At 51.2% G+C, this 22,891-nt stretch carries 24 protein-coding genes and 1 riboswitch; of the genes, 9 read left to right on the top strand and 15 right to left on the bottom strand.

The window, feature by feature from the left end:
• Positions 1 to 145 precede the first annotated feature (145 nt).
• Positions 146 to 481 carry a hypothetical protein gene (locus J3L11_RS12835; protein ID WP_207571243.1) on the top strand — a complete coding sequence of 112 codons (336 nt, stop codon included), beginning with the start codon at positions 146 to 148 and terminating at the stop codon, positions 479 to 481.
• 74 nt (positions 482 to 555) lie between these two features.
• Here J3L11_RS12835 and J3L11_RS12830 read toward each other — a convergent pair whose 3' ends face one another.
• The 12 genes from J3L11_RS12830 to moaA form a co-directional block, all read right to left on the bottom strand.
• Complete coding sequence (locus J3L11_RS12830; protein WP_207571242.1) at positions 556 to 1,248, bottom strand: TIGR01621 family pseudouridine synthase; 693 nt, start codon at positions 1,246 to 1,248, stop codon at positions 556 to 558.
• A 26-nt stretch (positions 1,249 to 1,274) separates the two neighbouring features.
• Positions 1,275 to 2,540 (bottom strand): HAMP domain-containing sensor histidine kinase, encoded by a 1,266-nt coding sequence (locus J3L11_RS12825; protein ID WP_207571247.1) that lies wholly within the window; start codon positions 2,538 to 2,540, stop codon positions 1,275 to 1,277.
• 49 nt (positions 2,541 to 2,589) lie between these two features.
• Positions 2,590 to 3,267: a response regulator transcription factor gene (locus J3L11_RS12820; protein WP_133038931.1), complete on the bottom strand. Its 678-nt coding sequence runs from the start codon at positions 3,265 to 3,267 to the stop codon at positions 2,590 to 2,592.
• Between the two features lie 3 nt (positions 3,268 to 3,270).
• On the bottom strand, positions 3,271 to 3,792 hold the full coding sequence (locus J3L11_RS12815; protein WP_207571241.1) for a PepSY domain-containing protein: 522 nt from the start codon (positions 3,790 to 3,792) through the stop codon (positions 3,271 to 3,273).
• Between the two features lie 51 nt (positions 3,793 to 3,843).
• On the bottom strand, positions 3,844 to 4,179 hold the full coding sequence (locus J3L11_RS12810; RefSeq protein WP_165900108.1) for a NirD/YgiW/YdeI family stress tolerance protein: 336 nt from the start codon (positions 4,177 to 4,179) through the stop codon (positions 3,844 to 3,846).
• A gap of 79 nt (positions 4,180 to 4,258) precedes the next feature.
• Positions 4,259 to 5,383 carry an ABC transporter ATP-binding protein gene (locus J3L11_RS12805; protein ID WP_207571240.1) on the bottom strand — a complete coding sequence of 375 codons (1,125 nt, stop codon included), beginning with the start codon at positions 5,381 to 5,383 and terminating at the stop codon, positions 4,259 to 4,261.
• Positions 5,380 to 6,045: a molybdate ABC transporter permease subunit gene (modB, locus tag J3L11_RS12800; protein WP_133038927.1), complete on the bottom strand. Its 666-nt coding sequence runs from the start codon at positions 6,043 to 6,045 to the stop codon at positions 5,380 to 5,382. The genes J3L11_RS12805 and modB overlap by 4 nt, the downstream gene beginning before the upstream one ends.
• Positions 6,045 to 6,821: a molybdate ABC transporter substrate-binding protein gene (gene modA / locus J3L11_RS12795; RefSeq protein WP_189617698.1), complete on the bottom strand. Its 777-nt coding sequence runs from the start codon at positions 6,819 to 6,821 to the stop codon at positions 6,045 to 6,047. Before modA ends, modB begins: the two co-directional genes overlap by 1 nt.
• Before the next feature lie 2 nt (positions 6,822 to 6,823).
• Entirely contained in the window at positions 6,824 to 7,285 is a 462-nt protein-coding gene (moaE, locus tag J3L11_RS12790; protein WP_207571239.1) for a molybdopterin synthase catalytic subunit MoaE, read from the bottom strand.
• 2 nt (positions 7,286 to 7,287) lie between these two features.
• Positions 7,288 to 7,539, bottom strand: a complete 252-nt coding sequence (gene moaD / locus J3L11_RS12785) for a molybdopterin synthase sulfur carrier subunit (protein ID WP_133038924.1) — start codon at positions 7,537 to 7,539, stop codon at positions 7,288 to 7,290.
• 3 nt (positions 7,540 to 7,542) lie between these two features.
• Entirely contained in the window at positions 7,543 to 8,019 is a 477-nt protein-coding gene (gene moaC, locus J3L11_RS12780; RefSeq protein WP_189617700.1) for a cyclic pyranopterin monophosphate synthase MoaC, read from the bottom strand.
• 54 nt (positions 8,020 to 8,073) lie between these two features.
• Positions 8,074 to 9,057: a GTP 3',8-cyclase MoaA gene (gene moaA / locus J3L11_RS12775; RefSeq protein WP_189617701.1), complete on the bottom strand. Its 984-nt coding sequence runs from the start codon at positions 9,055 to 9,057 to the stop codon at positions 8,074 to 8,076.
• Positions 9,045 to 9,181, bottom strand: a riboswitch (molybdenum cofactor riboswitch). Its footprint overlaps the gene before it by 13 nt.
• A 190-nt stretch (positions 9,182 to 9,371) precedes the next feature.
• On the opposite strand from moaA, the gene J3L11_RS12770 reads away from it, so the two are divergent.
• Both J3L11_RS12770 and J3L11_RS12765 read left to right on the top strand, forming a co-directional pair.
• On the top strand, positions 9,372 to 11,018 hold the full coding sequence (locus J3L11_RS12770) for an electron transfer flavoprotein-ubiquinone oxidoreductase (protein ID WP_207571246.1): 1,647 nt from the start codon (positions 9,372 to 9,374) through the stop codon (positions 11,016 to 11,018).
• A 175-nt stretch (positions 11,019 to 11,193) separates the two neighbouring features.
• Positions 11,194 to 13,104 (top strand): methyl-accepting chemotaxis protein, encoded by a 1,911-nt coding sequence (locus J3L11_RS12765; protein WP_207571238.1) that lies wholly within the window; start codon positions 11,194 to 11,196, stop codon positions 13,102 to 13,104.
• Positions 13,105 to 13,122: 18 nt separating this feature from the next.
• Here J3L11_RS12765 and J3L11_RS12760 read toward each other — a convergent pair whose 3' ends face one another.
• A complete protein-coding gene (locus J3L11_RS12760; protein ID WP_207571237.1) occupies positions 13,123 to 14,619 on the bottom strand; it encodes a DUF3612 domain-containing protein in 1,497 nt (498 codons plus the stop codon).
• Between the two features lie 127 nt (positions 14,620 to 14,746).
• Between J3L11_RS12760 and J3L11_RS12755 the strand changes: the two genes are divergently transcribed.
• Both J3L11_RS12755 and J3L11_RS12750 read left to right on the top strand, forming a co-directional pair.
• Positions 14,747 to 15,265 carry a malate synthase gene (locus tag J3L11_RS12755; protein WP_207571236.1) on the top strand — a complete coding sequence of 173 codons (519 nt, stop codon included), beginning with the start codon at positions 14,747 to 14,749 and terminating at the stop codon, positions 15,263 to 15,265.
• A 175-nt stretch (positions 15,266 to 15,440) separates the two neighbouring features.
• Positions 15,441 to 16,382 carry a putative sulfate exporter family transporter gene (locus tag J3L11_RS12750; RefSeq protein WP_189617704.1) on the top strand — a complete coding sequence of 314 codons (942 nt, stop codon included), beginning with the start codon at positions 15,441 to 15,443 and terminating at the stop codon, positions 16,380 to 16,382.
• 9 nt (positions 16,383 to 16,391) lie between these two features.
• Here the strand turns inward: J3L11_RS12750 and J3L11_RS12745 are convergent, their stop codons facing one another.
• A complete protein-coding gene (locus J3L11_RS12745) occupies positions 16,392 to 16,913 on the bottom strand; it encodes a LuxR C-terminal-related transcriptional regulator (protein ID WP_207571235.1) in 522 nt (173 codons plus the stop codon).
• A 154-nt stretch (positions 16,914 to 17,067) separates the two neighbouring features.
• Between J3L11_RS12745 and J3L11_RS12740 the strand changes: the two genes are divergently transcribed.
• The 4 genes from J3L11_RS12740 to J3L11_RS12725 are packed head-to-tail and all read left to right on the top strand — an operon-like array spanning position 17,068 to position 22,628.
• Positions 17,068 to 18,246 (top strand): metal transporter, encoded by a 1,179-nt coding sequence (locus tag J3L11_RS12740; protein WP_207571234.1) that lies wholly within the window; start codon positions 17,068 to 17,070, stop codon positions 18,244 to 18,246.
• Positions 18,243 to 19,265 carry a membrane fusion-like protein gene (locus J3L11_RS12735; RefSeq protein ID WP_207571233.1) on the top strand — a complete coding sequence of 341 codons (1,023 nt, stop codon included), beginning with the start codon at positions 18,243 to 18,245 and terminating at the stop codon, positions 19,263 to 19,265. The genes J3L11_RS12740 and J3L11_RS12735 overlap by 4 nt, the downstream gene beginning before the upstream one ends.
• Position 19,266: 1 nt before the next feature.
• A complete protein-coding gene (locus J3L11_RS12730) occupies positions 19,267 to 22,320 on the top strand; it encodes a CusA/CzcA family heavy metal efflux RND transporter (RefSeq protein ID WP_207571232.1) in 3,054 nt (1,017 codons plus the stop codon).
• Complete coding sequence (locus J3L11_RS12725) at positions 22,317 to 22,628, top strand: DUF3240 family protein (protein ID WP_133038913.1); 312 nt, start codon at positions 22,317 to 22,319, stop codon at positions 22,626 to 22,628. The genes J3L11_RS12730 and J3L11_RS12725 overlap by 4 nt, the downstream gene beginning before the upstream one ends.
• 7 nt (positions 22,629 to 22,635) lie before the next feature.
• On the opposite strand, the gene J3L11_RS12720 is transcribed toward J3L11_RS12725, so the two are convergent.
• Positions 22,636 to 22,827, bottom strand: a complete 192-nt coding sequence (locus J3L11_RS12720; protein ID WP_207571231.1) for a hypothetical protein — start codon at positions 22,825 to 22,827, stop codon at positions 22,636 to 22,638.
• Positions 22,828 to 22,891: the final 64 nt, after the last annotated feature.

The following is a 22,891-nucleotide window of genomic DNA, read 5'->3' as shown; positions in this document are numbered from 1 at the left end:
CGGCAACAGTGACTTGTTTAACCGCTTCGATTTTGAATTGTTCGGGGTAACGTTTATGGCTCATGGACACCTCTTTTTTAGCTAGTTTATCTAACTAAAAGGTGTCTAGGAAATCAGTGGCGATTCACACCGTTCAGCACCGCATGTGATGTCCTATCACGGCAATGCGCTGGCGGATTTGGCAACTTTCGCGGTATTTGCAGGGATTACTTACGCTATCGTGGGGGACAACTATTATCGCCAGAGTGGAGATCAGTACATTTATGTCCAGAATCCTCCCGCTGGCAACTATACCATGGTCAGTACTCCAACCGTTGTAACAGGCAGCAGCACCCTAACACCAGGCACCGTAGTAGATGTGATTGCCGGGGTGACCAAAAAAGTCGCCTATGACGGACGGTTATATTATTGCGCGAATGGTATTTGGTACTTACCGTTGGATGGTGGTAAGCAATTTGTGGTGGTGAACGCGCCGTATTGAGCTTTCTGACAACAACACTTGAGACCAGTGAAATTGGACGGAATGGCAATTGTGCTCAGGTAGCACAATTGCCGCTAGCGCTGCGGCCAGTTGAGCGACCAAGGCTCACCCCAAACTTGCAACTGGTTGGCAACTGCGGGCGTTTGAAACTGACAGCCTGTTTGCGGCGGACACAGATAGCGAAACACCTGCCCTTGCCAATGGAACTCCAAACCATAGGCGTGCAGATAACCACGATCAGTAATGGTTTGAGCGTCACCGTACAAGCTATCGCCGAGGATTGGCACGCCCAGACTACTCAGTGCCACCCGCAGTTGGTGGGTTTTACCACTCAAGGGTTTTAGCAGATACAGTCGCAACCCCTCAGCCACCGACTGGCTAAAAAACTGTGTAATCGCAGGATTGGCGGTAGTTCGCAGCAGTTTATACATGCCGCGACGCGACTTGCCCATATCGCCAATCACCCAACCCTGTTTTTTCTTCGGCTTACCGGCCGCCAGTGCCAGATAGTATTTCTGCACCTGGTGCTGGCTAAACATGGCGGTAAATCCAGCGGCGGCGGCAGAAGATCGCGCCAGCAGCAACAATCCTGACGTCATGGTATCGAGCCGATGCACCGGATACAGCTTGATGTTTAAGTCGGCTTCTAACTGCGCCACCAGCCCGGCAGTGCCATCCTGACTGTGGAAGTGCACGGCCGGGGCTTTATCCACCACAATGAAATCCGCCTCAGTCGCGAGCAGACGATAGTTATCAGGGCTGGTCATGAAGGGTGCTTCTGTCCATCGGCTATTCAGGCGCGCGGGAAGTTAAGGATAACTTTCAGTCCTGGCTGGTTATCGGTGAGGTTAATTGTCGCATGATGGCGCGATAAAATCGCTTTTACCATAGATAAACCCAAACCACTGCCCTGCTCATGTCGACTGGGATCAAGCCGCACCAAGCGTTCAAACACCTTTTCACGGGCGGCTTCCGGGATACCAGGGCCATTGTCACTGATCTCAATACTGCCACCGCGTTGGCGAATACAGATACTGGCGCCCTCACCCGCATATTTGATGGCGTTATCCACCAAATTGAACAGCGCTTGAAATAACAGATGCTTATCGCCAGAAATAACACAATCCTCGTTGGTTTCCAGCGTTAGTGTTTGTTGGCGCTCTTCCGCCAGAGCTTCTGCCATTTCCCGCAAGTCGGTACACAGCTCATGCAAACTCACCGGTTGTAATTCCAACGCCTGCTGGCCTTCTTCAATACGCGTCAGTGACAGCATAGCGTTAAAGGTTGCCAGACAGTGATCCAACTCATCGGTCAGTTCGCCGCAACGTTCGGCTAAACGTTCCGGTGGCTGATAGGGCAACTGCTCCAGCCCGATACGCAAATGCGACAGTGGTGTGCGCATATCGTGGGCAATGTTATCGGTCACTCCCCGCACTGCGTGCAGGTTATGCTCCAGCGTGTCCAGCACCCGGTTAAATTGCGCCGCCAGCAGATCAAACTCATCCTGCTTGCCACTGACAGGCAGTCGCGTGTTGTAATAGCCTTTTTCAATACGTTCACTCAAACGGTTGTAATGGACCAAGCGGCTGAGTAACCCTTTGGAGAACAGGTAGCCCACCACCAGCGCCAACACAATAGTCAGCGCCAACGCAGTTAATGCCGCGCTGACAAACTTATCGATCAGCGCCGCCAAATGGTCGGTGCGGGTGGCGATTAACACGGGGCCATAGCGGGTCATCACCACGCCGCCGGTGAGAATATGCAGCTTTTCCGGGCCACCGGTAAATATCGGAAATTCGCGGGTATTGGGCAATAGCGGCATGTTTTCCGGCATCAATGTCAATGAGCCGACCATTTCTACTCCGCCTTGCCAGGCAATTAATGCGGTGCGTGAATCTGAGGCGCGGATCTGTGCCGCAAATGCTCGCCGATCGACGGTCAGAGATAGCTGCTGATAGCGCTGGGCTTCTGATAATAGATGTTGCCGAACTTGAGCCTGCTGCTCCGTCACCAGTTGGCGATACAACACCAGCAGCAAGGTGCCGATGATTAACATCACCAGCACCGAGAAAATAACGGTAATGCGCCAAGCACTGCTTCTAAAGGGCTTAATAACCTTTGCGGAGACGATAGCCAGCACCTCGTATGGTTTCGATCAGCTCGCCATGCCCAAGATCTTCAAATTTACGCCGCAGTTTGGCGATGTGAACATCGATGACATTAGTGCGCGGGTCGAAGTGATAATCCCATACCGCCTCAAATAACAATGTGCGACTGACCACCTGATTGGCGTGTTCCATCAGGTACTTCAGCAACAAAAACTCCTTTGGCTGCAGCAACAGTTCTTCTTCATTGAGGGTGACGGTGCGGGTCAGTAATTCCATGCGTAATGGCCCGACTCGTAAGTCAGTTTTCGCCGGTTGTGATTGCCCACGTTGCATCAGTTTTTCTGCACGCACGAGCAATTCAGAAAAAGCAAACGGCTTGGTCATGTAATCATCACCACCGGCGCGCAACCCTTTAACCCGTTCATCCACATGACTCAGCGCGGACAGGATCAACACCGGTGTTTGATCGCCGGTAGCCCGTAGCGCTGCCAGCAGTTTCAAGCCATCGAGCCCAGGTAACATACGATCGAGGATCAGCAATTCAAACTGCCCTGTCGTCGCCAACATCAAGCCCTGCTGACCATCGGCGGCAGTTTCGATACTGTGGCCCTGTTCTAAGAAGCCCTTGACGATATATTCCTGGGTGGTGGCGTCATCTTCGACCAGTAATATCTTCATCTGTTAATCCCATTTCAGTAACGGCAATTGCCGCTGATGTTCAATGTCATATGCAAGTTTGTGGCTGCCATTTTCATCCAGCACTTTAAGTTCTAGATAACTGATCCCTAAGTCTTGATCCAACTCCGCCTGTTGCAAATAACCATTGTTGTGAACTAAGGCTAACTGGGTCAGCATGGAAAACCGCTGCTGGCGTTGCTGTAACATCAGCGCTAGCGCCAAAGGGGAAGCATCCTTGGCAAGCCTGCGCATGTGGTTGTTGAGCACTTTGCCGTCAACGCCATCCAAGGTCAGTTCACTTTGATTACGGCTACGGGGGTCAACCAGTGTAAACCGATATACCAGTTTACCGTCGTTGATTTCAGCAATAAATTCAATGATCTCACCCAGATTCTGCGCTTCGGCACTGGCAATCGCGGCAGCCGGAACCAAATGCTGACCATCTCTGAATAAGCTGAGCATCGGCGATGGCGCTGCGAATGCAGCAGAACACCACAACAACAGGGTTGCCAATATCAGCCTCATGTCGCCTCCATCCAAGCAGACTGCCGTAGAAATCGCTTTTTTTACATTCATTTAATGGTTATCAGCCAATTGCATATGGTCAATTTCCACTTCTGGACCGAAGCGGGTATTGCCGACTTTGCCCGTCAGTGTCAGTGGTGTATCACCTTTGACGTCAATATGACGCCATAACGCATTGTCAATTTCGACTTTCAGTTCACCACTCTGATCGCGAAACAGATAATGTTCGCCACCCAGCGCCTTGATCAGATAACCTTGCAACGCTACCTGTGTATCAAGGTCTGCACCCTTGGCAGCTTGCGCTGTTGTCACCGAGGCACTCGCCATTGCCGGTGCAGCAACGACCAGTAACGCGCCTAATAACCCGCAAATTCTTTTGGTCATCATGCATACCTCCTGAAATATTGGGCAATTTAGTATACGGAAGGTTGCTTTAAACCTGCATGGAAACAAGATTAAGTTTTGATCATCTGTCGGAGGATATGCAGGCAGGTTCATGTTCCAGCAAGTGGATAAGGTCAGATTTCAGGGCGACTTCCGTTTGCAAGCCTTCCGCAAGGGCCAATTTCTGCACCAGATGCAATGGCACCTCGGCATGCAGCTGATAGGCAATACCGGCAATACTCGCCACTAAGCGCACGGATTCCCCCATCACCAGCAACGAGTCAATAGTGACCCACAGCTTGTTGTAACTGCGGCTCAAGCGGCCGCTGCTGATGGCGTTAAAGCGGATGCCCTGGTTGGGGATCACCCAGCGCACATGCTCACCACAACGTTGACGCGCATCGGTGTTACAGGCAATTTTCTGTTCGCCAAACTGTAACCACTGCAGTTGCTGCTGCTCGTCATACGGTAATACCTTGGCATCAAAGATATTACGCAAGCCCATCTGCCGCGCCACAGCTTCATTACGCGGCTTAAGTAACACCTGCCGTGGCTCCCCCTGCTGCAGCATCTGCCCCTGACTGATCAATACCAGTTTATCCGCCAGCAGCAAGGCTTCGTTAATATCATGGGTCACCATGATAACCGGGATCTGTAACTGACTCTTCAAACGCGCCAGCTCAATATATAAGCGCTCACGAGTTTCTCGATCCAATGCCGAAAAAGGTTCATCCAGCAATAATACCGAAGGCTCTCGCGCCAATGCCCGCGCCAGCGCCACCCGCTGTTTCTGCCCACCAGATAACTGATGTGGCAACCGCTCGGGTAATCCCTGCAGATTTACCCGTTCCAGCCACTGTAGCGCTCGTTGTCGCCGTTGTGATTTGGGTAGATGGTCAAGACCCGCCATCACATTAGCCTGTGCGCTGAGATTGGGGAACAAACCATAGTGCTGTGGCACGTAGCCCAGATGACGTTGTTGTGGTGACAGGTTAATTCCGTCAGCAAACCACAACTGTTCGCCACAACGGATTTCACCGGATTGTGGCTGGTTGAGTCCGGCAATCATCCGCAGCAAGGTTGTCTTACCACCGCCAGATGGGCCAACAACAGCGAGTAATTCACCGGCGCGGCAGCTAAACTCGGCCTGCAGCGGAATACCATTCATCTGTGAAATATGCACGTGCAGATCGCCGCGAGCCTTCATCGATGACGCTCCATCCGCCGCGACAGTGCCGTAGTCAATGCCAGCGTGGAGATAGCAAATAAAAGCAACAGCAATGACATATTACCGGCAGCACTGAAATCAAACGCCTGCACATTATCGTAAATCGCAATGGAGATAGTTTTAGTCTCTCCGGCGATGGAACCGCCCATCATCAGCACGACGCCAAATTCGCCCAGCACATGAGAAAAACACAAAACTAATGCAGTGAGAATTCCCGGCCATGCCAGCGGCAGTTCCACCCGAAACAGCTGTTTCAGACGCCCCATACCACAGCAGGCACTGGCATCGCGCACCTCTTGGGGGATCGCCTCAAATGAACGCTGAATGGGTTGTACAGCAAATGGAATATTGACCAGCACTGACGCCAGTACCAGACCAGAAAAATGGAACACCAACTGCACATCAAAATATTGTTGCAGCAGTTGGCCGATAAAGCTGTCACTGCCCAAGCTGACCAACAAGTAATAGCCGATGACCGTTGGCGGTAGCACCAACGGCACCATAATCAAGGCTTCTAACCAGGACTTACCGGGGAAACGCTCGTAGGCCAGCGGCCTCGCAATAATCACGGCCAGCGGGATCAGTATCAGCACACTGATGGCGGCCAGTTTGATCGACAACCACAGTGACTGCCAGTCCATCAATGGCCCTCTTCTGGCAGCGCAAAACCATAGGCGCGGAACACTGCTCGAGCAGGTTCGCTTTGCAGGTAACGATAAAAGTCTTGGGCAACATCACCCGCGCCTTTAAGCAACACCATACGTTGCGTCAACGGGTGGTGTTGCTCGTCTGGCAACGCCACGTATCGCCCACGTTCGCGAAACTGCGGAGCCATTGCCAGTGACAAGGCAACAATGCCCCCTTGAGTGGAGCCACTGAGCGCAAACTGGGCGGCTTGCGAGACGTTTTCGCCATAAACAATTGAAGGCTGTAGCGCTTGCCATAACCCCTTTTGTTGTAATAACTGACGGGCGCGCTCACCATAAGGCGCATGTTCAGGGTTGGCAATGGCAAACCGTGTTAGTTGTCCACTTTGCAGTAGTTGTGTCAGTCCTGACAGGTCAGTATCGAGAGTCAACGGTGAGTTATTGGGTGCCACCAAGGCTAATCGGCCATAGGCATAGACCACCCCGTTATCGGCAGTTACCTTGGCAGATGCCAGTGCTGCCACATATTTTTCATCTGCCGACAAAAACAGTTGAAACGGCGCACCATGTTTAATCTGCGCCACAAAATTACCCGAGGAACCATAGGAAACGCGCAATTGTTTGCCAGTTTGCTGCTGATAGTTTTTAACAATCTGCTCCATGGCAAACTTGATATTGGCCGCAGCGGCAATATTGGGGACTTCAGCGGCCACCCAGGGACTGCCACAGATCAGCAATAACAGTGCTAGCGAACGCCACAGCCAAGCCATGCTTAATTATCCTGTTCCCAGGCTTGCGCCGCCTGTTCATCAGCATCCCGCGCGTCCACCCAGCGCTTGTTAGCACCAGCGCCTTCTAATTTCCAGAAAGGGGCCTTGGTTTTCAAAAAATCGATCAAGAATTCACAAGCGGCGAACGCCGCTTTACGATGTGCACTGCTGACACCGATAAACACGATCTGCTCACCTAATGTCATAGTGCCAACACGATGAATAATAGTGACAAAATTCAGCGGCCAACGCTCATGGGCTTGAGCCGTGATCTGCTGTAACACCGCTTCGGTCATGCCCGGATAATGCTCCAGCGTCAGATCAGTCACGGCACTGCCATCGTTAAAATCCCGCACCTTGCCGACAAAGGTCACAATCGCGCCATCACTGTTGTCGGTAGCAATACGGGCATATTCTGCCGGAACATCAAAATCCTGTTGTTGTACCACAATCCTATCTTGCATCGTTAGCCCCCGGTCACCGGTGGGAAAAACGCCACTTCATCACCGTCATTAACCTCCGCATGCCAGTTGCTCAGCGTCTGGTTAACAGCCACCAGAAGTTTGTCAGACTCTAATGCCCGCGCCCATTTCTCATTTTTGGCAGCCAGGTGAGTCCGTAATGCTGCGGTGGTGGCAACGTGTTCACCAGCTTCCAACTGAATGGAAGGCGTACCGAGTAACTCTCTGATTTGGGCAAAAAACAATACATTAATCATGGGCTACACCTTAAAATGTCCTGATTTACCACCGCTTTTTTCCAGCAGGCGGATGCCGGTAATATGCATATCTTTCTGCACCGCTTTACACATGTCGTAGATGGTCAACGCCGCGACAGAGGCGGCCGTCAGTGCTTCCATTTCCACACCGGTTTTACCGGATAATTTGCAGCGACTGGTGATCCACACTCGGTTAAATTGCGGTTGTGCTTCCAGATCCACCTCGACTTTGGTCAGCATCAACGGATGGCACAAGGGGATCAGCTCTGAGGTTTTTTTAGCCGCCATAATGCCTGCAATGCGGGCAGTGGCAAATACATCGCCTTTATGGTGCTTACCGCTGACGATCATCTCCAGTGTTGCCGGTGCCATCTCGACATAAGCTTCGGCGCGGGCCTCACGTTCAGTTTCCGACTTGGCAGTAACGTCTACCATGTGGGCGTTACCATCGGCATTGATATGGGTAAATGTGTCGCTCATCAAAAAGCTGCCTTAATTTGTCGTTCAAAATGCGGCGGTTATCCACCTAACGCATTAACCGCCGATAGAGGCCAGATGCTGGGTAACGCCAGTAATCCCTTGATGCAGGAAATGGGTTTCTTTCTTCAAATGTAACTGCTGATGCAACCGTTCAATCAACGCTGGCTGTTGCGCGGTTGACTGTAGCAAGTCCCGCAGATCCAGCCCCTGTTCAGTAAACAGACACAAGTGCAGCTTGCCAACAGCAGACACCCGCAAGCGATTACAGCTGGCACAGAAGTCCTTGGAGTACGGCATGATCAGGCCGATACGACCCTGATAATCTGGATGACTGAAATTTTGCGCTGGCCCATCTTCCGCTGATGGCTGGTCGTATAACCAACCTTCCGCCATCAATCGACCTTTAATGGCTTCACCCGCCAGATGATGTGCCTGAAAATATTCATGGCCCAAGCCTGTTTCCATCAGCTCAATAAAGCGTAAATCGATAGGTGTATGTTTGATCCAGTGCAGAAAACGCGGCAAATCTTTATCGTTCAGGTCTTTCAGCAACACGGCATTGATTTTTACCCGCTCAAAACCGGCGTTGAGCGCTGCATCAACACCACGCATCACCTGATCAAAGCGGTTTTCACCGGTGATCTGATAAAACATCCGCGGATCCAAGCTATCGACAGAAATATTGATGCGCCGCAGACCCGCGTCATACCACTCTTGCGCATTTTTCTCTAACCGATACCCGTTAGTCGTGGTAGCAATGGTATGAATCGCATCGTTGTCAGCTAAAAGTCGTACAATATCGGTAAAGTCTTTGCGCAGCGTTGGCTCACCGCCGGTAATGCGCACTTTACGGGTACCGACCTTGGCAAAAGCCGCCACCAGATGCTCAATTTCACTGAGTGTCAAAAAGGATTGCTTGCCATTGGGATGATAGCCATCGGGCAAACAATAGCTGCATTTGAAATTGCAAACGTCAGTCACTGACATTCGCAGATAATGGAATCGCCGACCGAAATCGTCTTGTAACTGCTGGGACATGATCACCTTTCCAAAACAAGGGGAGGCAAGCGCATTTCTACTCTTACCCCGGTGGCAAAATGCCACGGCTTAAGCCCCTTATCTGTCGTGACGTAGGGACCTGAGCTCGGAGAACCGTCAGTCCTTAGTATAGATGCAAATGGCCCTTCACCAAAACCCTAAAAGAGACTGTTGATAAGAGAAAGGCAGGATCTGTGACTAAAGTCCACTATAACTCCCCCTAGTCAAACGCTGTGCGTCAACCAAATTTTCGGGTATGGTTGGGGACATAAACCAACATCCCGTTAACACGAGGCGAAGGATAAGAAACAATGATGGAACGCGAATCCATGGAATTCGATGTTGTGATTGTCGGTGCAGGCCCAGCTGGATTGGCGACTGCATGCCGTTTACTGCAAATCGCCAAAGATGCGGAAACGCCCCTTAGCGTATGTGTGGTGGAAAAAGGTGCCGAAGTCGGCGCGCATATTATGTCCGGCGCAGTATTTGAGCCAACAGTGCTGGAAGAGTTGTTTGGTGACTGGAAGAGTTTGGGGGCACCGCTGGACACAGCGGTTAGCAGCGATGAGTTCCTGTTGTTGCAGTCCCCCACAAGTGCCAGAGAAATGCCGCATTCACTGATCCCGAAAACCATGACCAACGATGGCAATTACATCATCAGTGCAGGCAATCTGTGTCGCTGGCTGGCGGAGCAAGCCGAAGCGTTGGGGGCAGAAATTTTTCCGGGATTTGCCGCCAGTGAACTACTGTTTAACGAAGATGGCAGTATTAAAGGGATTATTACCGGCGATATGGGCGTTGCCAAAGATGGCTCCCCCAAAGACAGCTATATGCCAGGCATGGAGTTGCTGGCAAAATACACAGTGTTTGCTGAAGGATGTCGCGGCCATCTTGGAAAACAACTCATCCAGCACTTCCATTTGGACAACGGCAAGAGTCCACAACATTATGCCCTCGGGTTTAAAGAGATATGGCAGATCCCCGCAGCGCAACATCAACTGGGCAAAGTGCTGCATACGGCTGGCTGGCCGCTGACGGAAGCTTCTGGCGGTGGTTTCCTTTACCATATCGCGCAAAATCAGGTGGCTGTGGGACTCATCGTAGATCTCAACTACAAGAATCCACATCTGAGCCCCTTTGAGGAGTTTCAGCGCTACAAGACCCATCCGAAGATTGCCGCCATTCTGCAGCAGGGGCAACGCCTGAGTTACGGTGCTAGAGCGATAGCCAAAGGCGGACTCAATTCGCTCCCCAAGATGAGTTTTCCCGGTGGTTTGCTGATCGGCTGTGACGCTGGCACGCTAAATTTTGCTAAAATCAAAGGTGTTCACACCGCCATGAAGAGTGGCATGCTGGCCGCTGAAACCCTAGCTGAAGCGATGTTTGCTGGCGTTGAGGCGGGTAAGGACCTGGACTGTTTTCAAACGCGCATCGAACAGAGTTCATTATACGAAGAACTCTACTGTGCCCGTAATTTCGGTCCGGCATTACATAAGTTTGGTACGCTGCTTGGTGGTGCGTTTAATTTTGTTGAACAGAACTGGTTTGACGGCAGATTCCCGCTGACACTGCGTGATGACAAGGCCGACTTTGCTTGCTTGGGTAAGGCCTGTGACTATACCAAGATCAGCTATCCCGCTCCGGATAATAAACTCACCTTTGATCGGCTATCGTCCATCTATCTAGCGAATATTGCCCACGATGAAGACCAACCTTGTCATTTGCAACTGGGAAACCGCTCGGTGCCACTGGCAGTCAATCTGCCGTTATATGACGAGCCAGCACAACGCTACTGTCCTGCTGGCGTCTATGAAGTCACCGAAGATGCAGGGGAAAAACGTTTTGTAATCAACGCGCAAAACTGTATCCACTGTAAAACCTGTGACATTAAAGACCCAAGTCAAAACATCAATTGGGTTACTCCTGAGGGTGGCAGTGGTCCGAATTACTCCGGTATGTAGTGTCAAACTACGGTAGTATAACTGCAGTATTTTTAAACAGCATGATTGCAGCGCCGCCGCTGGACAGGGATAATGCCCGACTCCGCGGCGGCGTTGTCGCGTCGGTGCGCGCCCAAATCCGGGCCATCTGGTTTCCAGAAAATACCTGAGTCTCTAAGCTGTAAAAATTAAAAATATGAAATTCAATACATTAACTATTAAGCAGAAACTGCTGATCACTATGATATTGGCAGTTTTACTGCCCACATGTTTGGTTGGCCTGTTAGGTCAGCACAACGCCAAACAGGTTATCAGCCAACGAATGCTGACTTCCGAGTTACCCAACCAGTTATTGCAGATCCGCAGTCGTATCGAACTGGAAATCGGTACGCTGCTGAATGCTTCAGAACAACTGGCAAACGATCCCATTCTCAATCATTGGCTGGAGCAAGGGCGGCCGGATGCTGAAGAACCCTTGGTAGAGGCCAAGCTGCAGCAATTAGTTGCCCAATATCAATTGGCACAGGCGTCTTATGCCGACCGCCAATCTGCCGCTTATTACACCCAAAATGGCTTGCTGCGCATCCTTAATCATCAACAAGACGCTTGGTTTTTTGATTATGTGAACAGTGGCAAAACCAAGATGCTAAAGCTGTATACAGAGCCAAACAGCGGTGACATCAAACTGTTTATCAACTATCAGCAGACCAATGGCAGAGCCTTGGTAGGCTTAGGTAAGTCGCTGAAAGATATGGTGACCCTGCTCAATAGCTTCCGTATTGAGCAAACTGGTCAGGTATTTCTCGCCGATGAAAACGGCGTAATTGAGATCCATCAAAACCAAACATTGGTGGGGAAAAGTCACCTGACAGATCTTTACGGCCAAACCGCAGATAAGTTATTGCAACACAGTGATTTCAACCTGCAGACACTCAAGCTCAATGGTACTGATACCTTAGTCGCCAGCAGCTATCTGCCCACCATAGGTTGGTATGTGATTGCTCAAGTGCCCAAACAGGAAATCTTTGATGAGTTAGATCAGGCATCATGGATCATCCTGTTATGGACGCTGGTGATTACCGGCGGATTCATTGTGTTAGCCATTCTGGTTGCGGGTTCAGTCAGTCGTCCAATCGCTCGTGCAGCTCACATGTTTATTGAATTGGGTGATGGCGATCTGCGACAACGCTTGCCAGAACACGGCAATGATGAATTGGCAAAACTAGCTCGCGGTTTTAACAGTTTTATCTCGCAGATCCACCGCTCGATTGAAGAAGTGGCCGATACCAGTCAAACCCTGACAACGGCAGCCACCACTGCCGCTAAACACGCCCAGCAGAGCCAACTGGATTACAATGAGCAGAAAGACCGGACGTTAACAGTGGTCACGGCTGTTAATCAGATGGGGGCCACTGTCAGTGAAATCGCCAACAATGCGGCAAAAGCGGCTGATGCAGCCAAGAGTGCAGACGACGAAGCGGTTACCGGACAAGACGTTGTCGCCCGCACCCGTGGCACCATCAATCAGTTGTCTGACGATGTTGGGCAGATGTCTGAAGTGATTGCGTCATTGTCCAAACACACCGACGCCATTGGCAGTGTACTGGATGTTATCCGTAGCATCTCTGATCAAACCAATCTGTTGGCGCTGAATGCAGCCATTGAAGCCGCCCGAGCAGGCGAAGCTGGCCGCGGCTTTTCGGTAGTGGCCGATGAAGTGCGGAATCTGGCGTCGCGCACTGCCAGCTCCACAGATGAAGTGCAACAGATGATTGACCGCTTACAAACTGAAGCCGCTAAAGCCGTTGCCGCGATGGAACAGAGCCGCAGTCGCTCGGCCGAGGGCGTACGCGCTGCCGATGAAGCCAGCGAGGTGCTGCAACAGATTTCGGCACGGATTTCGCTGATCAGTGACATGAATGTCCAGGTCGCGGCCGCCACCGAAGAGCAGGCGGCGGTGGTACAGGATATTAACCGCAATTTGACCGAGATCAGCGAAGTGTCGAACCGCACCAGCGAACGGGCAGAAGACACCTATCGTTCCAGTGACTCACTGAATCAATTGGCAGATCGTTTGGATAAGTTGGTATCTTCTTTTCGCCTTTAAGCCATCGTTGACGATGACTCAAGTGGCTTGGCAAGCGCCATAACATTTAGGCTCCCGTGGACATACTGCGCCACGGGAGCAGATCAATCGCGCTTGTTGCTGCAGCCCACGTTCCAACCAGTGAATATTCAAAATACGTGCTAGCATCAGCAGTTGCCGTCGCATGGCTGCAGGAATATCAGCTTCACCGCCACGGCTAACGCAAAGTTGCTTCAGCTCCTGTGTCATGGCTGGCGCATCCATTCCCTGAGCCTCCATGGCCGGATTGAGATCAATACCAGCACACAACACCCGGTTGTTTCCGGCCAGATCGGTCACTTTTACCGACTCACAACAGTACAAGCGCGGCTGGCCGTTAACGTCTAGTAATGAAATCTGCGCCGCGCTGCCCTGTCGAGGTTCGGTGATCATGCGGAACACCGACCAATGCTGGCAGGGATCGGCCACTTCACGCATATTGCCCCAAGGCAACGGAATACCGTTGCCGCGATAAACCGCTTTGAGTTTTCCTGGTGTGTAGGCATCAAAATAGTGCCAGTGCGGATAGGGAGAAACCACCGTCATCCGCCGCATCGCTACCGAAGGCGTTACCCCCGCTAGCCGGTGTGCATCGACTTCATAGCCGTAACGATCCAGTAACTGACGAAACGGGACTTTGGGGCAGAGCAAGGCGCCGGCAAAAAAGCTTGCTTCAAAGCTGCGCCAAGCTTGCAGAATATCTTGAGCATTCACCGATGAACTCTGCTGCGCTGGGTCAAGTTCGTATGCCCCTGGGCCTATATTCATCTCATGGAGTAAACCATCGCTACGGTGTAATACACAATGACCAATATGCACCGCCAAGTCATATTTCATCCGGGTTGGACTGCTGCGTAACGCTTCATTCAGCATCAGCTTCCCAGGTGCATCCATAAAGGAAGTCACCAGCCGATGGGTGCCACTTTCATTTTTTGGCGTCTGAAACCAGTGTACCTTAAGCCCCTGTCTGGCAGCCAAATCCAGCATATCCTCCAGCGACAAAGGCAACTGCTTGTTGCCAATATCATCGGCGGCGCGTTCCAAATCGGGAAAGTGATTTTGGTGATGTTCTTGGTAGGCGCGGATCAGTAGCTGTGCGAACTGGCGGCCAGAAATACCTGTTTGAGACAGCATCTCTGGAATCGCAATTTGCAGAATATCACCGGAGAACAGAAATCCCGGTTCCAACGGCATACCGCTGATACCGCCGCGATTGCCCTTCTCTGGGACAATCGCCTCCTCCTCTGGGGCATCATCGAGAAACCACTCCGGCGATTTCTGAAATACGTCGGCAATAACCTGCAACATGGCATAACTCGGCGTGCGCTTACCACGTTCAATCATCGATAGATAAGACACTGACGGCGCCGACTCAGGATCCAGCCTGACACAGCGGGCAGACAGATCTTCCATAGTTAAGTGATTGCGTTTTCTCAGATTTCTGATCTTGGTCCCGAGAAAATGTGACTTACGAAGTAGGCTCTGTTCTTGGCGCATTTTGTAAAATTCACAATGTAAAATTTTTATTGTGAAATTCTAGTATAAAAACAGCTAGTCTACAAAATATACAAGTCGGTGATTATTTGCACCACTACCATTTGCCGTGAGATACGAGGGAAGAGCCATGAATATGCCACTGAATACCACTGAATTGCAGCGCCAACATCCATGTATTGCAATGGCAGTCGTGAATGTGGAATCCTTGGCTAAACGCCATATTTCCGAAAAACTGTCCAATGCCAAACAGTTATTGGATATTTTGTTTCCGTTGTCCCAGGGATCGCATAACGATGTAACGGGTTATATGGTGTACTACCAGCATCTGCTGGCCTGTTTTGCCGATGCCACTTTAAGTGGTCTGCGTCAACCACGGCAATTTGTGGCCATGGCGGGTCATAAGGCGCAGCCGGAAGCCCTGTTGCTGAAACACGAAAGCGGCTGCCATCTGGAACTGAGTTTTAATAATGCCGGCACTATTGGCTGTCATGACAAAGCCAACATTGATGACATCCAGCTGGAAAGTGTAGAACGCCAGACCCGGCAATGGATCAGTCTGTTACATGAAGGCATTGATGGCCACACTTGTAGCCAAGTCATGTCTAAACAGTTTGTTGACCGGACAGGCCTGATATACGCGCTGTAATCACCGGATAAGCCCATATACGCCCAACAGCAGAACTAAAATTCTGCTGTTTTTTTAAGTTCAACAATCCAGTGATTAAATAATACTGAATCATGTGATTAAGTTTATTTGATTTCACTGACACTCAAGCCTTCCCTATACTGCCACTTCCTATTTTTTGCGGAAAATTCCTTCCATGATTGGCAGTTTCAGTTTGCAGGAGAATCACCGTAAGGTGTTGTTTACCTTACTTGCCGCCGCCTGTTTGTTACCAGGCGTCAGTTCACCATTAGCATTGATCCTAGGATTTATTCTGGCCAATCTGGGCTGGCTACCCAGCAATTGGGAAATCGGCAAAATCACCAAAAAGCTGCTGGCATTCTCTATTGTCGGCCTGGGTTTTGGCATTCCATTGCAACAAGCGATTGATATCAGCACCCATAACCTACCGTTGATCCTCGGTAGCATTATCATGACGCTGGTGATAGGTACGTTGCTGACCAAGCTAATGCGACTTGAGCAACGTACGGGCCATCTGATCGCCTGTGGCACCGCCATCTGCGGTGGCAGTGCTATCGCTGCGGTTGCCCCCGCCATCAATGCCAAAAGTGAACAAACGGCCATTGCCCTTGCCTGTGTGTTTATTCTTAACTCAATCGCGTTATTTATTTTTCCGGTGATTGGTCATCTGCTGGCAATGAGTCAGCACGATTTCGGCGTTTGGAGCGCGATTGCTATCCACGACACATCATCGGTCGTAGGAGCTGCTTCGGCTTACGGTGAAGACGCCTTAAAAACGGCCACCACCATCAAGCTGGCTCGGGCCTTGTGGATCATTCCGGTAGCGGCATTAAGTGCAGTGGTATTCGGTGGCAAAGGCCGCATGGTGATCCCTGCGTTCATTCTGTACTACTGTCTGGCAATCGCCATCACTAGCTTGCTGCCACAAGGACAAGCCCTGTACCAATTACTATTTATGGCAGGCAAACGTGCACTGGTAGTGTGTTTATTTCTGATAGGTTGTGGCATTACCCTCAAAAAACTACGCACACATGGTCGCGCACCATTATTGATGGCAACATTGTTGTGGCTGGCAATTGGCAGTGGCTCACTCGTCTGTGTGTTGTGGCTACACTGAATTGCTAGCTTAAGCCGCCTGCACCCGGTCTTCTGATGAGGGTTGAATAAAGTCTTCCATAAACCAGGCGCAAAAACTGTGGCGCCCGTCGACGCCAGCCTTGGTGTAGATAGAAGACGCCTGCTGTCTGACGGTTTTTTCTTTAGTGCTGCGCACACCGGATATTTCTCTAAAACTCAGCCCTTTTAGCAGCAATAATGCCACTTCCTGCTCACTCCGGGTAAGTGACCACAACTCAAACTGTTGTTGCACGGCTTCCGTATATTCCTGCCGAGCGGCCTGCATCCGACTGGAAATATTGCAGATACGGGTATCCGCCCGTTTAAGCTGAACGGCCAGTTGCCGGAGCTTTCGAGTTCTGCGTAACAAATCGGTGCTGATATACAATGTGCCCAAAGCCGACAACGTCACCAGCAAGCTTTCCTGAATAATGTGCCAAGTTGGGACTCCAAGTTCCAGATCTGACAACACATCAAGCAGGTTCAGCAGCATTATTACGCTGAGCAGCGTAATCATCAGCCAATCCTTCATTTTTGCAACTCCTGGAAATAAATCCTTTAACATCAAAAAATTAGTCACATGGTACAGATGTACCATGGTCGGTGTTTATGATACAGCTCCCCGACGATCCCAGCACACTTTTGTGTCAGGCTGGTAGCGTTGTTTCCCCCGGTGATCACAGCTTATGAAATTCCGAAATTATACTTTAGTGCTGGTGATGCTAGTGCCAGCACTTACTTTGTCAGCAACGGCTGATGAAGCGCGCACCGCGCTACTCAAGCAGGCGCAATCCAGATTACACAATTATACCGCGCAACTCACACCTATTTACCAGAGTTCCGATTGGTTAATAGGTCTACCAACTATCAGTATCAGCCATCTGCAAGGGCTGGACAGTCGTCGCAGTTACGAACAGCAGTTGTCTTTAAACCTGCCGTTTAAATCACCATCGATGCAGAGGATAGATGCTGAACTCCGGCCGTTAGACGAACAGTTACAACAACAGCAGAGCAAACTGCAACAGCTGTACCTGTCAGGGCTGATCCGTCAATACTGGTGGCAACAGCAATTGGCAACAGCGGAACTGGCACAGCAACAGCACAAACAGCAATTACTGCAACAACTGCTGACTCGGCAACAAGCGTTGAGCCACAGTGGCGAAGCGCCCACCAGCCAGCTGTTGATGCTGCAAAAAGAGCTATTGGACCTGCAACTGCTAACCTTGCCGTTACAGCAGCAGCTTGCCAGCGCCAGCGATGCCCTGAGACGTCTAACAGGGCTCAGTCAACTACCGTCACTCGATGAAAGCAACCGGATATTACCAGAGGATGACGGCATCAATAATCCGCTATGGCAACTTGCTAGCATTCAACTGCAACGCCAGAAACTGCTCGGCAAAGCCATGGCCGACGGCAACAATACCCCCTGGATACTGTCTGTTAATGCCAAGAACACCGCGACCCCCGGCATGGAAGAACAAGCACTTGGCTTGGCGCTGGATATCCCGTTACCCGTCAGCAGTGGCCTGAGTCAGCAGGAAGTCGGTACGTTGGTAGAGCAGCAGTTAACTCTGCAACAGCAACAACAGCAACTGATGCTACAGACACGTTTGCAGTTAGATGAACTACAACAGCAGCAGACACAGCTGCAGCAGCAACAATTGCTGTTGCAGCAGACATTGGCGCTCACGCAACAGCTTACTGATGCGCTGGCAGCCACCAAACAGCAGGGGTTAGCGCAATATCAAGCTTGGCTGCGTAGCTATGTCGAGATGCTTGATAACGAAAGCCGCCTGGCACTCAATCAACTGGCGCAATCCCAATTACATTCCAAACAATTGCAAGCTCTTGGAGTTACCTTATGAAATGGATCTCACTGCTCGGCAGTAGCGTAATAGCACTGTGCAGTGCTGCCACCCTTGCCGATGATCTGACGGTGGCCAGTCTTGGCAACCTGACTTTAAGCTACACCCAGGTAAAAGCTGTGCAACAACTGCCCGCCAGCCCAGTGCCCGCATTTGTCACCGCAGAAGTTGGCAACACTTTTTATGTGACGGTACCGGAAACCATTCAGCAACGGCACTGGCTGGTCGCTGAAGGAGCAACCGTTACCGCCGGTCAACCACTGGTGTTGCTACAAGGCGCAGGTATTCACCATTTCTATATGCAGTTCGACGCCGCCAAAGAAGCCTTCACCCTAGCGCAAAGCCGCTATGAACATAACCGCAAATTACACGCTAACGGGACTATCGGTGCCGAAGTGTGGAGCCAAATCAGTATGCAATACCATGATGCCAAACTGACGTTTGAGCATATGCACCACTTTATGGAGTTACTAGAGGAGGCACCGGAGCAACAGGGGTCACTGCTGAAAGCCCCTACGGCTGGCATCTTGCGCTATGGTGACGCTAGCCAACCCTTAGCTGATGGCGGTTTATTGCTAGGCATCATTCCAGAACAAGATATTCGTCTGCAGGTAAGCTTGCCGTTATCGATCGCGGCCGACACCAGCGCCATTGATACCGGTAGCTGTAAGCTAGCAGTGGTACGGCGCGATAATGTTGCCAAGGCCGGTTTTGTAGATGCCTGGAGTGCCACGGTCGCCCCCGCCTGCCATCTCACCCTTGGACAACAACTGCAGGTAACCCCTTTAAGACAACTACAGGCACTTCAGCTCCCCAAACAAAGTGTTTATTCCTGGGGGACCGCTAGTCAGGTATTACGCCATCAGGGCGATAAACTACTACCCACGACAGTCAAGATTCTGGCAGTTGATGGCGATAACTATCTGGTTCAATCACAACCCGAACTGCAAAACAGCGAGGTACTGAGCGACTCAGTAGCCGCCGCCAAAGGTGTACTGCTGGGATTAGGGGGCGAATAATATGCTAAATGGCATTATCCGTTTCTCGCTGACGCAGCGGCTATTTATGCTGATCACCGGGCTGATCCTGGCCGGTGCTGGCAGTTATGCTTGGTTGGGTATTCCGTTAGATGCCTTCCCGGATATTTCACCGACTCAGGTCAAAATTATCCTCAAAGCACCCGGTATGACGGCGGAAGAGATTGAGTCGCAGGTGACAGTGCCGGTTGAAACCGAGCTGTTGGGGATCCCCAAGCAGGCTATATTACGCTCCACCACCAAATACGCCATCACCGCCATCACGTTGGACTTTAATGAAGGCACCGATATTTACTGGGCACGTCAGCAGGTCAGCGATCGTTTAGCTGCGGTGAAAGACAAACTGCCGGCCAATATTGAGGGTGGCATCGCGCCGATGAGCACCCCGCTCAGTGAAATTTTCATGTTTTCACTGGAAAATCCGTCAATGTCTTTGTTGGAGCGGCGACAGTTGCTGCAATGGCAAATCAGGCCCTTACTGCGCACTGTGCCTGGCGTGGCCGATGTCAATATTCTCGGCGGTTATGCTAAAACGTTGCAGATAACCCCAAACCCGGTGGCGATGGCACAAGCCGGGATCAGTCAAGACCAGCTGATTGCACGCATTAATGCCAATAATGTCAATACAGGTGCTGGGCGCATCACCTTAGGTACCGATAATTTTACCGTGCGCACCGAAGGCCGCGTGGGTTCCATTGATGCCCTGCGCAACATGGTCATTATCAGCAATGCTAATGGCACCTACCGGCTGCAAGACCTGGCCGAGGTTGAGATTGGTCACTTAGCCCGCTACGGTGCCGTTACCCGTAACGGCAGTGAAACTACAGAAGCACTGATCGTAGCGCTGAAAGACTCTAATACCGCCGATGTGGTCAAGGCGGTGAAGCAAAAACTGGCGCAAATAGAACCGACCTTACCGCCGGGCAGCAAACTCAATGTGTTTTATGACCGCGCCAATCTTATCAGCACTGCCATTGGCACGATTTCAGAAGCGCTGGTAGAAGCGGTGGTGCTGGTGATTGTGTTGCTGGCACTGTTTCTTGGTAACATCCGCGCCGCACTGGTGGTATCACTGGCGCTACCACTGGCAGCGCTATCCACCTTTGTGTTAATGCGTTACTTCCACCTGTCAGCCAACCTGATGAGTTTAGGGGGCTTGGTTATCGCCATCGGCATGCTGGTGGATTCGTCGGTGGTGGTGGTGGAAAACATGGTGAACCAGTTGGCAGGTGGACAACGCTTGCCCAGATTACACTTGATTTACCGAGCCACAAAAGACGTTGCCACCCCGGTGGTTTCCGGCACGGTTATCGTCATCATCGTGTTCTCGCCATTGCTGACATTGAGTGGGCTCGAAGGCAAAATGTTTTCGCCTGTCGCCATCACCATAGTGTTTGCCATGCTATCGGCGCTGCTACTAGCGCTGACCATCATTCCGGTAGTGGCGTCCTACCTGGTGAATGAAAAGGCGGTAGAAGAACCTAAGTTTGTCCACTGGCTCAAACACCATTATCTACAGTCGCTGGAATGGGTACTGCACCATGGCAAGCGCTTTGTCACCATTGCCGGCGTACTGCTGGTGATGAGTTTTGGCCTGTTTGCATTGGTAGGAAAAACCTTTATGCCGACCTTGGATGAAGGTGACATTATTTTGCAGTTAGCCAAATCGCCCTCTATTTCACTACAGTCATCATTAGATTTAGATACCCAGATAGAAAACCACCTGCTGCAAACTGTGCCCGAAATCCGCCAATTGGTGGCCCGTACCGGTGCCGACGAGCTGGGACTGGATCCCATGGGGCTGAATGAAACCGACGTGTTCCTGCAACTGAAACCCGTTGATGAATGGCGCTTTGACACTAAAGAGCAACTCATTGAAGCGATTCGTGCCGAAGTGGTGAAATTTCCCGGCATCGATTTCAACTTTACCCAACCTATCCAGATGCGGGTTTCAGAGATGCTCACCGGTAGCATTGGTGACGTCGCTATCAAAATCTTTGGTGATGATTTGGCAGCATTGAACCGACTTGCCGCACAGATCAGCGATATCACCAGCTCAACCACCGGCGCCCAAGATGTGAAAATGGCGATGACCGAAGGCAGTCCGTTTATCAACTTGAAGTTGAAAGATGGCCTTGCCAGTCGCTATGGCATGGATGCTACGGCATTCGGCAGCTATCTGAAGAGCCAGTTGGAAGGGGTGATGGTGACAGAGGTGATCCAAGGCAAAAAACGGACACCGGTATTGATTGCCCATCCAAATGACAACATCACCAGTTTGGTACAACTGCAGCAACAGGTGGTGCAACTGCCAGACGCCACGCTCAAACCGCTGAGTGAGCTGGCCGATATCAGCTATCAGCAAGGCCCCATCCGCATCGACCGCGAACAGGGCAACCGTTTTGCCGTGGTCACCACCAATGTCAGTGGTCGTGATATCGTCAGCTTTGTGGAGGAGCTCAAAGGCAAGCTGGCAAGCCAATTAACCCTGCCCAGCGGCTTTAGTCTCAGCTTCGGTGGTGAGTTTGAAAACCAACAGCGCGCCACCAATAACTTGCTGCTGGTGGTACCCGTAGCCATTATGCTGATCAACCTAATCCTGTTTACTACCTTTGGCACCATTTCCAAGGCGTTGCTGATCCTGGCAAACGTTCCTTTTGCGATGATGGGCGGCATCATCAGCCTGTTCTTGTCAGGGGAATATCTGTCAGTACCCGCATCCGTGGGATTCATCGCTTTGTTAGGGGTTGCGGTACTCAATGGGGTGGTGATGGTGAGTTACTATGAACAGTCGCGACACATGTTCGCCACGCTGGAAGATCGGGTGAAACAGGGCGCTGCACGCCGCTTAAGGCCCATTATGATGACCGCTACCACCGCTATGTTCGGCTTGATCCCACTGGCATTTGCCACCGGCCCGGGGGCTGAAATCCAACGCCCACTGGCCATTGTGGTTATCGGCGGCCTGATCACGTCAACCATCACCACTCTGTACTTATTGCCACTGTTGTATGAGGCACTGGAGAAACGCAAATGAAGCAACTGTTAGTGCTGATAGCCCAGCACAATATCAAGGATGATATTGTCGACACCTTGATGTCGCTGGACTATCTGTCTGGCTTCAGTCTGGTGGATATCTGCGGCTTCAGCCGCGAACACAGCCAGTACAATCTGAAAGAACAGGTGGAAGGCTATCGGCAGTTTTACAAGTTTGAGATTATGCACCCGCAACAGTCGCAGGAAGCATTATTAACGACGCTGGCGCAAGTCTGCCAACACAACCCCTGTCGTTATTGGATAGTGCCCATCGCCAGCAACGGCGTCCTCGGTCAGGGGCAACCCTAATCTGGGATCAGCGTCCGGCATCCCGATCGTGTGATCGGATGCCGCGCCGCGACTGCCAGCGCGCAAAAGCGTACCACAACAGCGTAAACACCAACAGTTCCAGTAGTGCGCGCGACAACCCAGAGAGCTGCAGATCCAGCAACATCAGCAACGCCATCGCACACAAAATGCCGGCAACAAATGGGCGAACAGGTTTCATCATCTTTCCTTGGTCAATAACGACTGGCATTATCGTTATTGCAGATGCATCGGACCAAGATTCA

This window comes from Shewanella sp. 4t3-1-2LB (assembly GCF_017368415.1).
Lineage (GTDB): Bacteria > Pseudomonadota > Gammaproteobacteria > Enterobacterales > Shewanellaceae > Shewanella > Shewanella fodinae.
Note: the sequence above shows the minus strand (reverse complement) of the source record. Positions and strands in the feature narration are given on the sequence as shown.

What these genes read in the sequence shown, in the direction of transcription:
- J3L11_RS12815 (WP_207571241.1), bottom strand. Translation starts at nt 3,792, where the DNA reads ATGAGGCTGATATTGGCAACCCTGTTGTTGTGGTGTTCTGCTGCATTC.
- J3L11_RS12730 (WP_207571232.1), top strand. Translation starts at nt 19,267, where the DNA reads ATGCTAAATGGCATTATCCGTTTCTCGCTGACGCAGCGGCTATTTATG.
- modB (WP_133038927.1), bottom strand. Translation starts at nt 6,045, where the DNA reads ATGGACTGGCAGTCACTGTGGTTGTCGATCAAACTGGCCGCCATCAGT.
- moaC (WP_189617700.1), bottom strand. Translation starts at nt 8,019, where the DNA reads ATGAGCGACACATTTACCCATATCAATGCCGATGGTAACGCCCACATG.
- J3L11_RS12810 (WP_165900108.1), bottom strand. Translation starts at nt 4,179, where the DNA reads ATGATGACCAAAAGAATTTGCGGGTTATTAGGCGCGTTACTGGTCGTT.
- J3L11_RS12765 (WP_207571238.1), top strand. Translation starts at nt 11,194, where the DNA reads ATGAAATTCAATACATTAACTATTAAGCAGAAACTGCTGATCACTATG.
- J3L11_RS12770 (WP_207571246.1), top strand. Translation starts at nt 9,372, where the DNA reads ATGGAACGCGAATCCATGGAATTCGATGTTGTGATTGTCGGTGCAGGC.
- J3L11_RS12760 (WP_207571237.1), bottom strand. Translation starts at nt 14,619, where the DNA reads ATGCGCCAAGAACAGAGCCTACTTCGTAAGTCACATTTTCTCGGGACC.
- moaD (WP_133038924.1), bottom strand. Translation starts at nt 7,539, where the DNA reads ATGATTAATGTATTGTTTTTTGCCCAAATCAGAGAGTTACTCGGTACG.
- J3L11_RS12755 (WP_207571236.1), top strand. Translation starts at nt 14,747, where the DNA reads ATGAATATGCCACTGAATACCACTGAATTGCAGCGCCAACATCCATGT.
- moaE (WP_207571239.1), bottom strand. Translation starts at nt 7,285, where the DNA reads ATGCAAGATAGGATTGTGGTACAACAACAGGATTTTGATGTTCCGGCA.
- J3L11_RS12720 (WP_207571231.1), bottom strand. Translation starts at nt 22,827, where the DNA reads ATGAAACCTGTTCGCCCATTTGTTGCCGGCATTTTGTGTGCGATGGCG.
- J3L11_RS12745 (WP_207571235.1), bottom strand. Translation starts at nt 16,913, where the DNA reads ATGAAGGATTGGCTGATGATTACGCTGCTCAGCGTAATAATGCTGCTG.
- J3L11_RS12805 (WP_207571240.1), bottom strand. Translation starts at nt 5,383, where the DNA reads ATGAAGGCTCGCGGCGATCTGCACGTGCATATTTCACAGATGAATGGT.
- modA (WP_189617698.1), bottom strand. Translation starts at nt 6,821, where the DNA reads ATGGCTTGGCTGTGGCGTTCGCTAGCACTGTTATTGCTGATCTGTGGC.
- moaA (WP_189617701.1), bottom strand. Translation starts at nt 9,057, where the DNA reads ATGTCCCAGCAGTTACAAGACGATTTCGGTCGGCGATTCCATTATCTG.
- J3L11_RS12740 (WP_207571234.1), top strand. Translation starts at nt 17,068, where the DNA reads ATGAAATTCCGAAATTATACTTTAGTGCTGGTGATGCTAGTGCCAGCA.
- J3L11_RS12820 (WP_133038931.1), bottom strand. Translation starts at nt 3,267, where the DNA reads ATGAAGATATTACTGGTCGAAGATGACGCCACCACCCAGGAATATATC.
- J3L11_RS12735 (WP_207571233.1), top strand. Translation starts at nt 18,243, where the DNA reads ATGAAATGGATCTCACTGCTCGGCAGTAGCGTAATAGCACTGTGCAGT.
- J3L11_RS12725 (WP_133038913.1), top strand. Translation starts at nt 22,317, where the DNA reads ATGAAGCAACTGTTAGTGCTGATAGCCCAGCACAATATCAAGGATGAT.
- J3L11_RS12750 (WP_189617704.1), top strand. Translation starts at nt 15,441, where the DNA reads ATGATTGGCAGTTTCAGTTTGCAGGAGAATCACCGTAAGGTGTTGTTT.
- J3L11_RS12830 (WP_207571242.1), bottom strand. Translation starts at nt 1,248, where the DNA reads ATGACCAGCCCTGATAACTATCGTCTGCTCGCGACTGAGGCGGATTTC.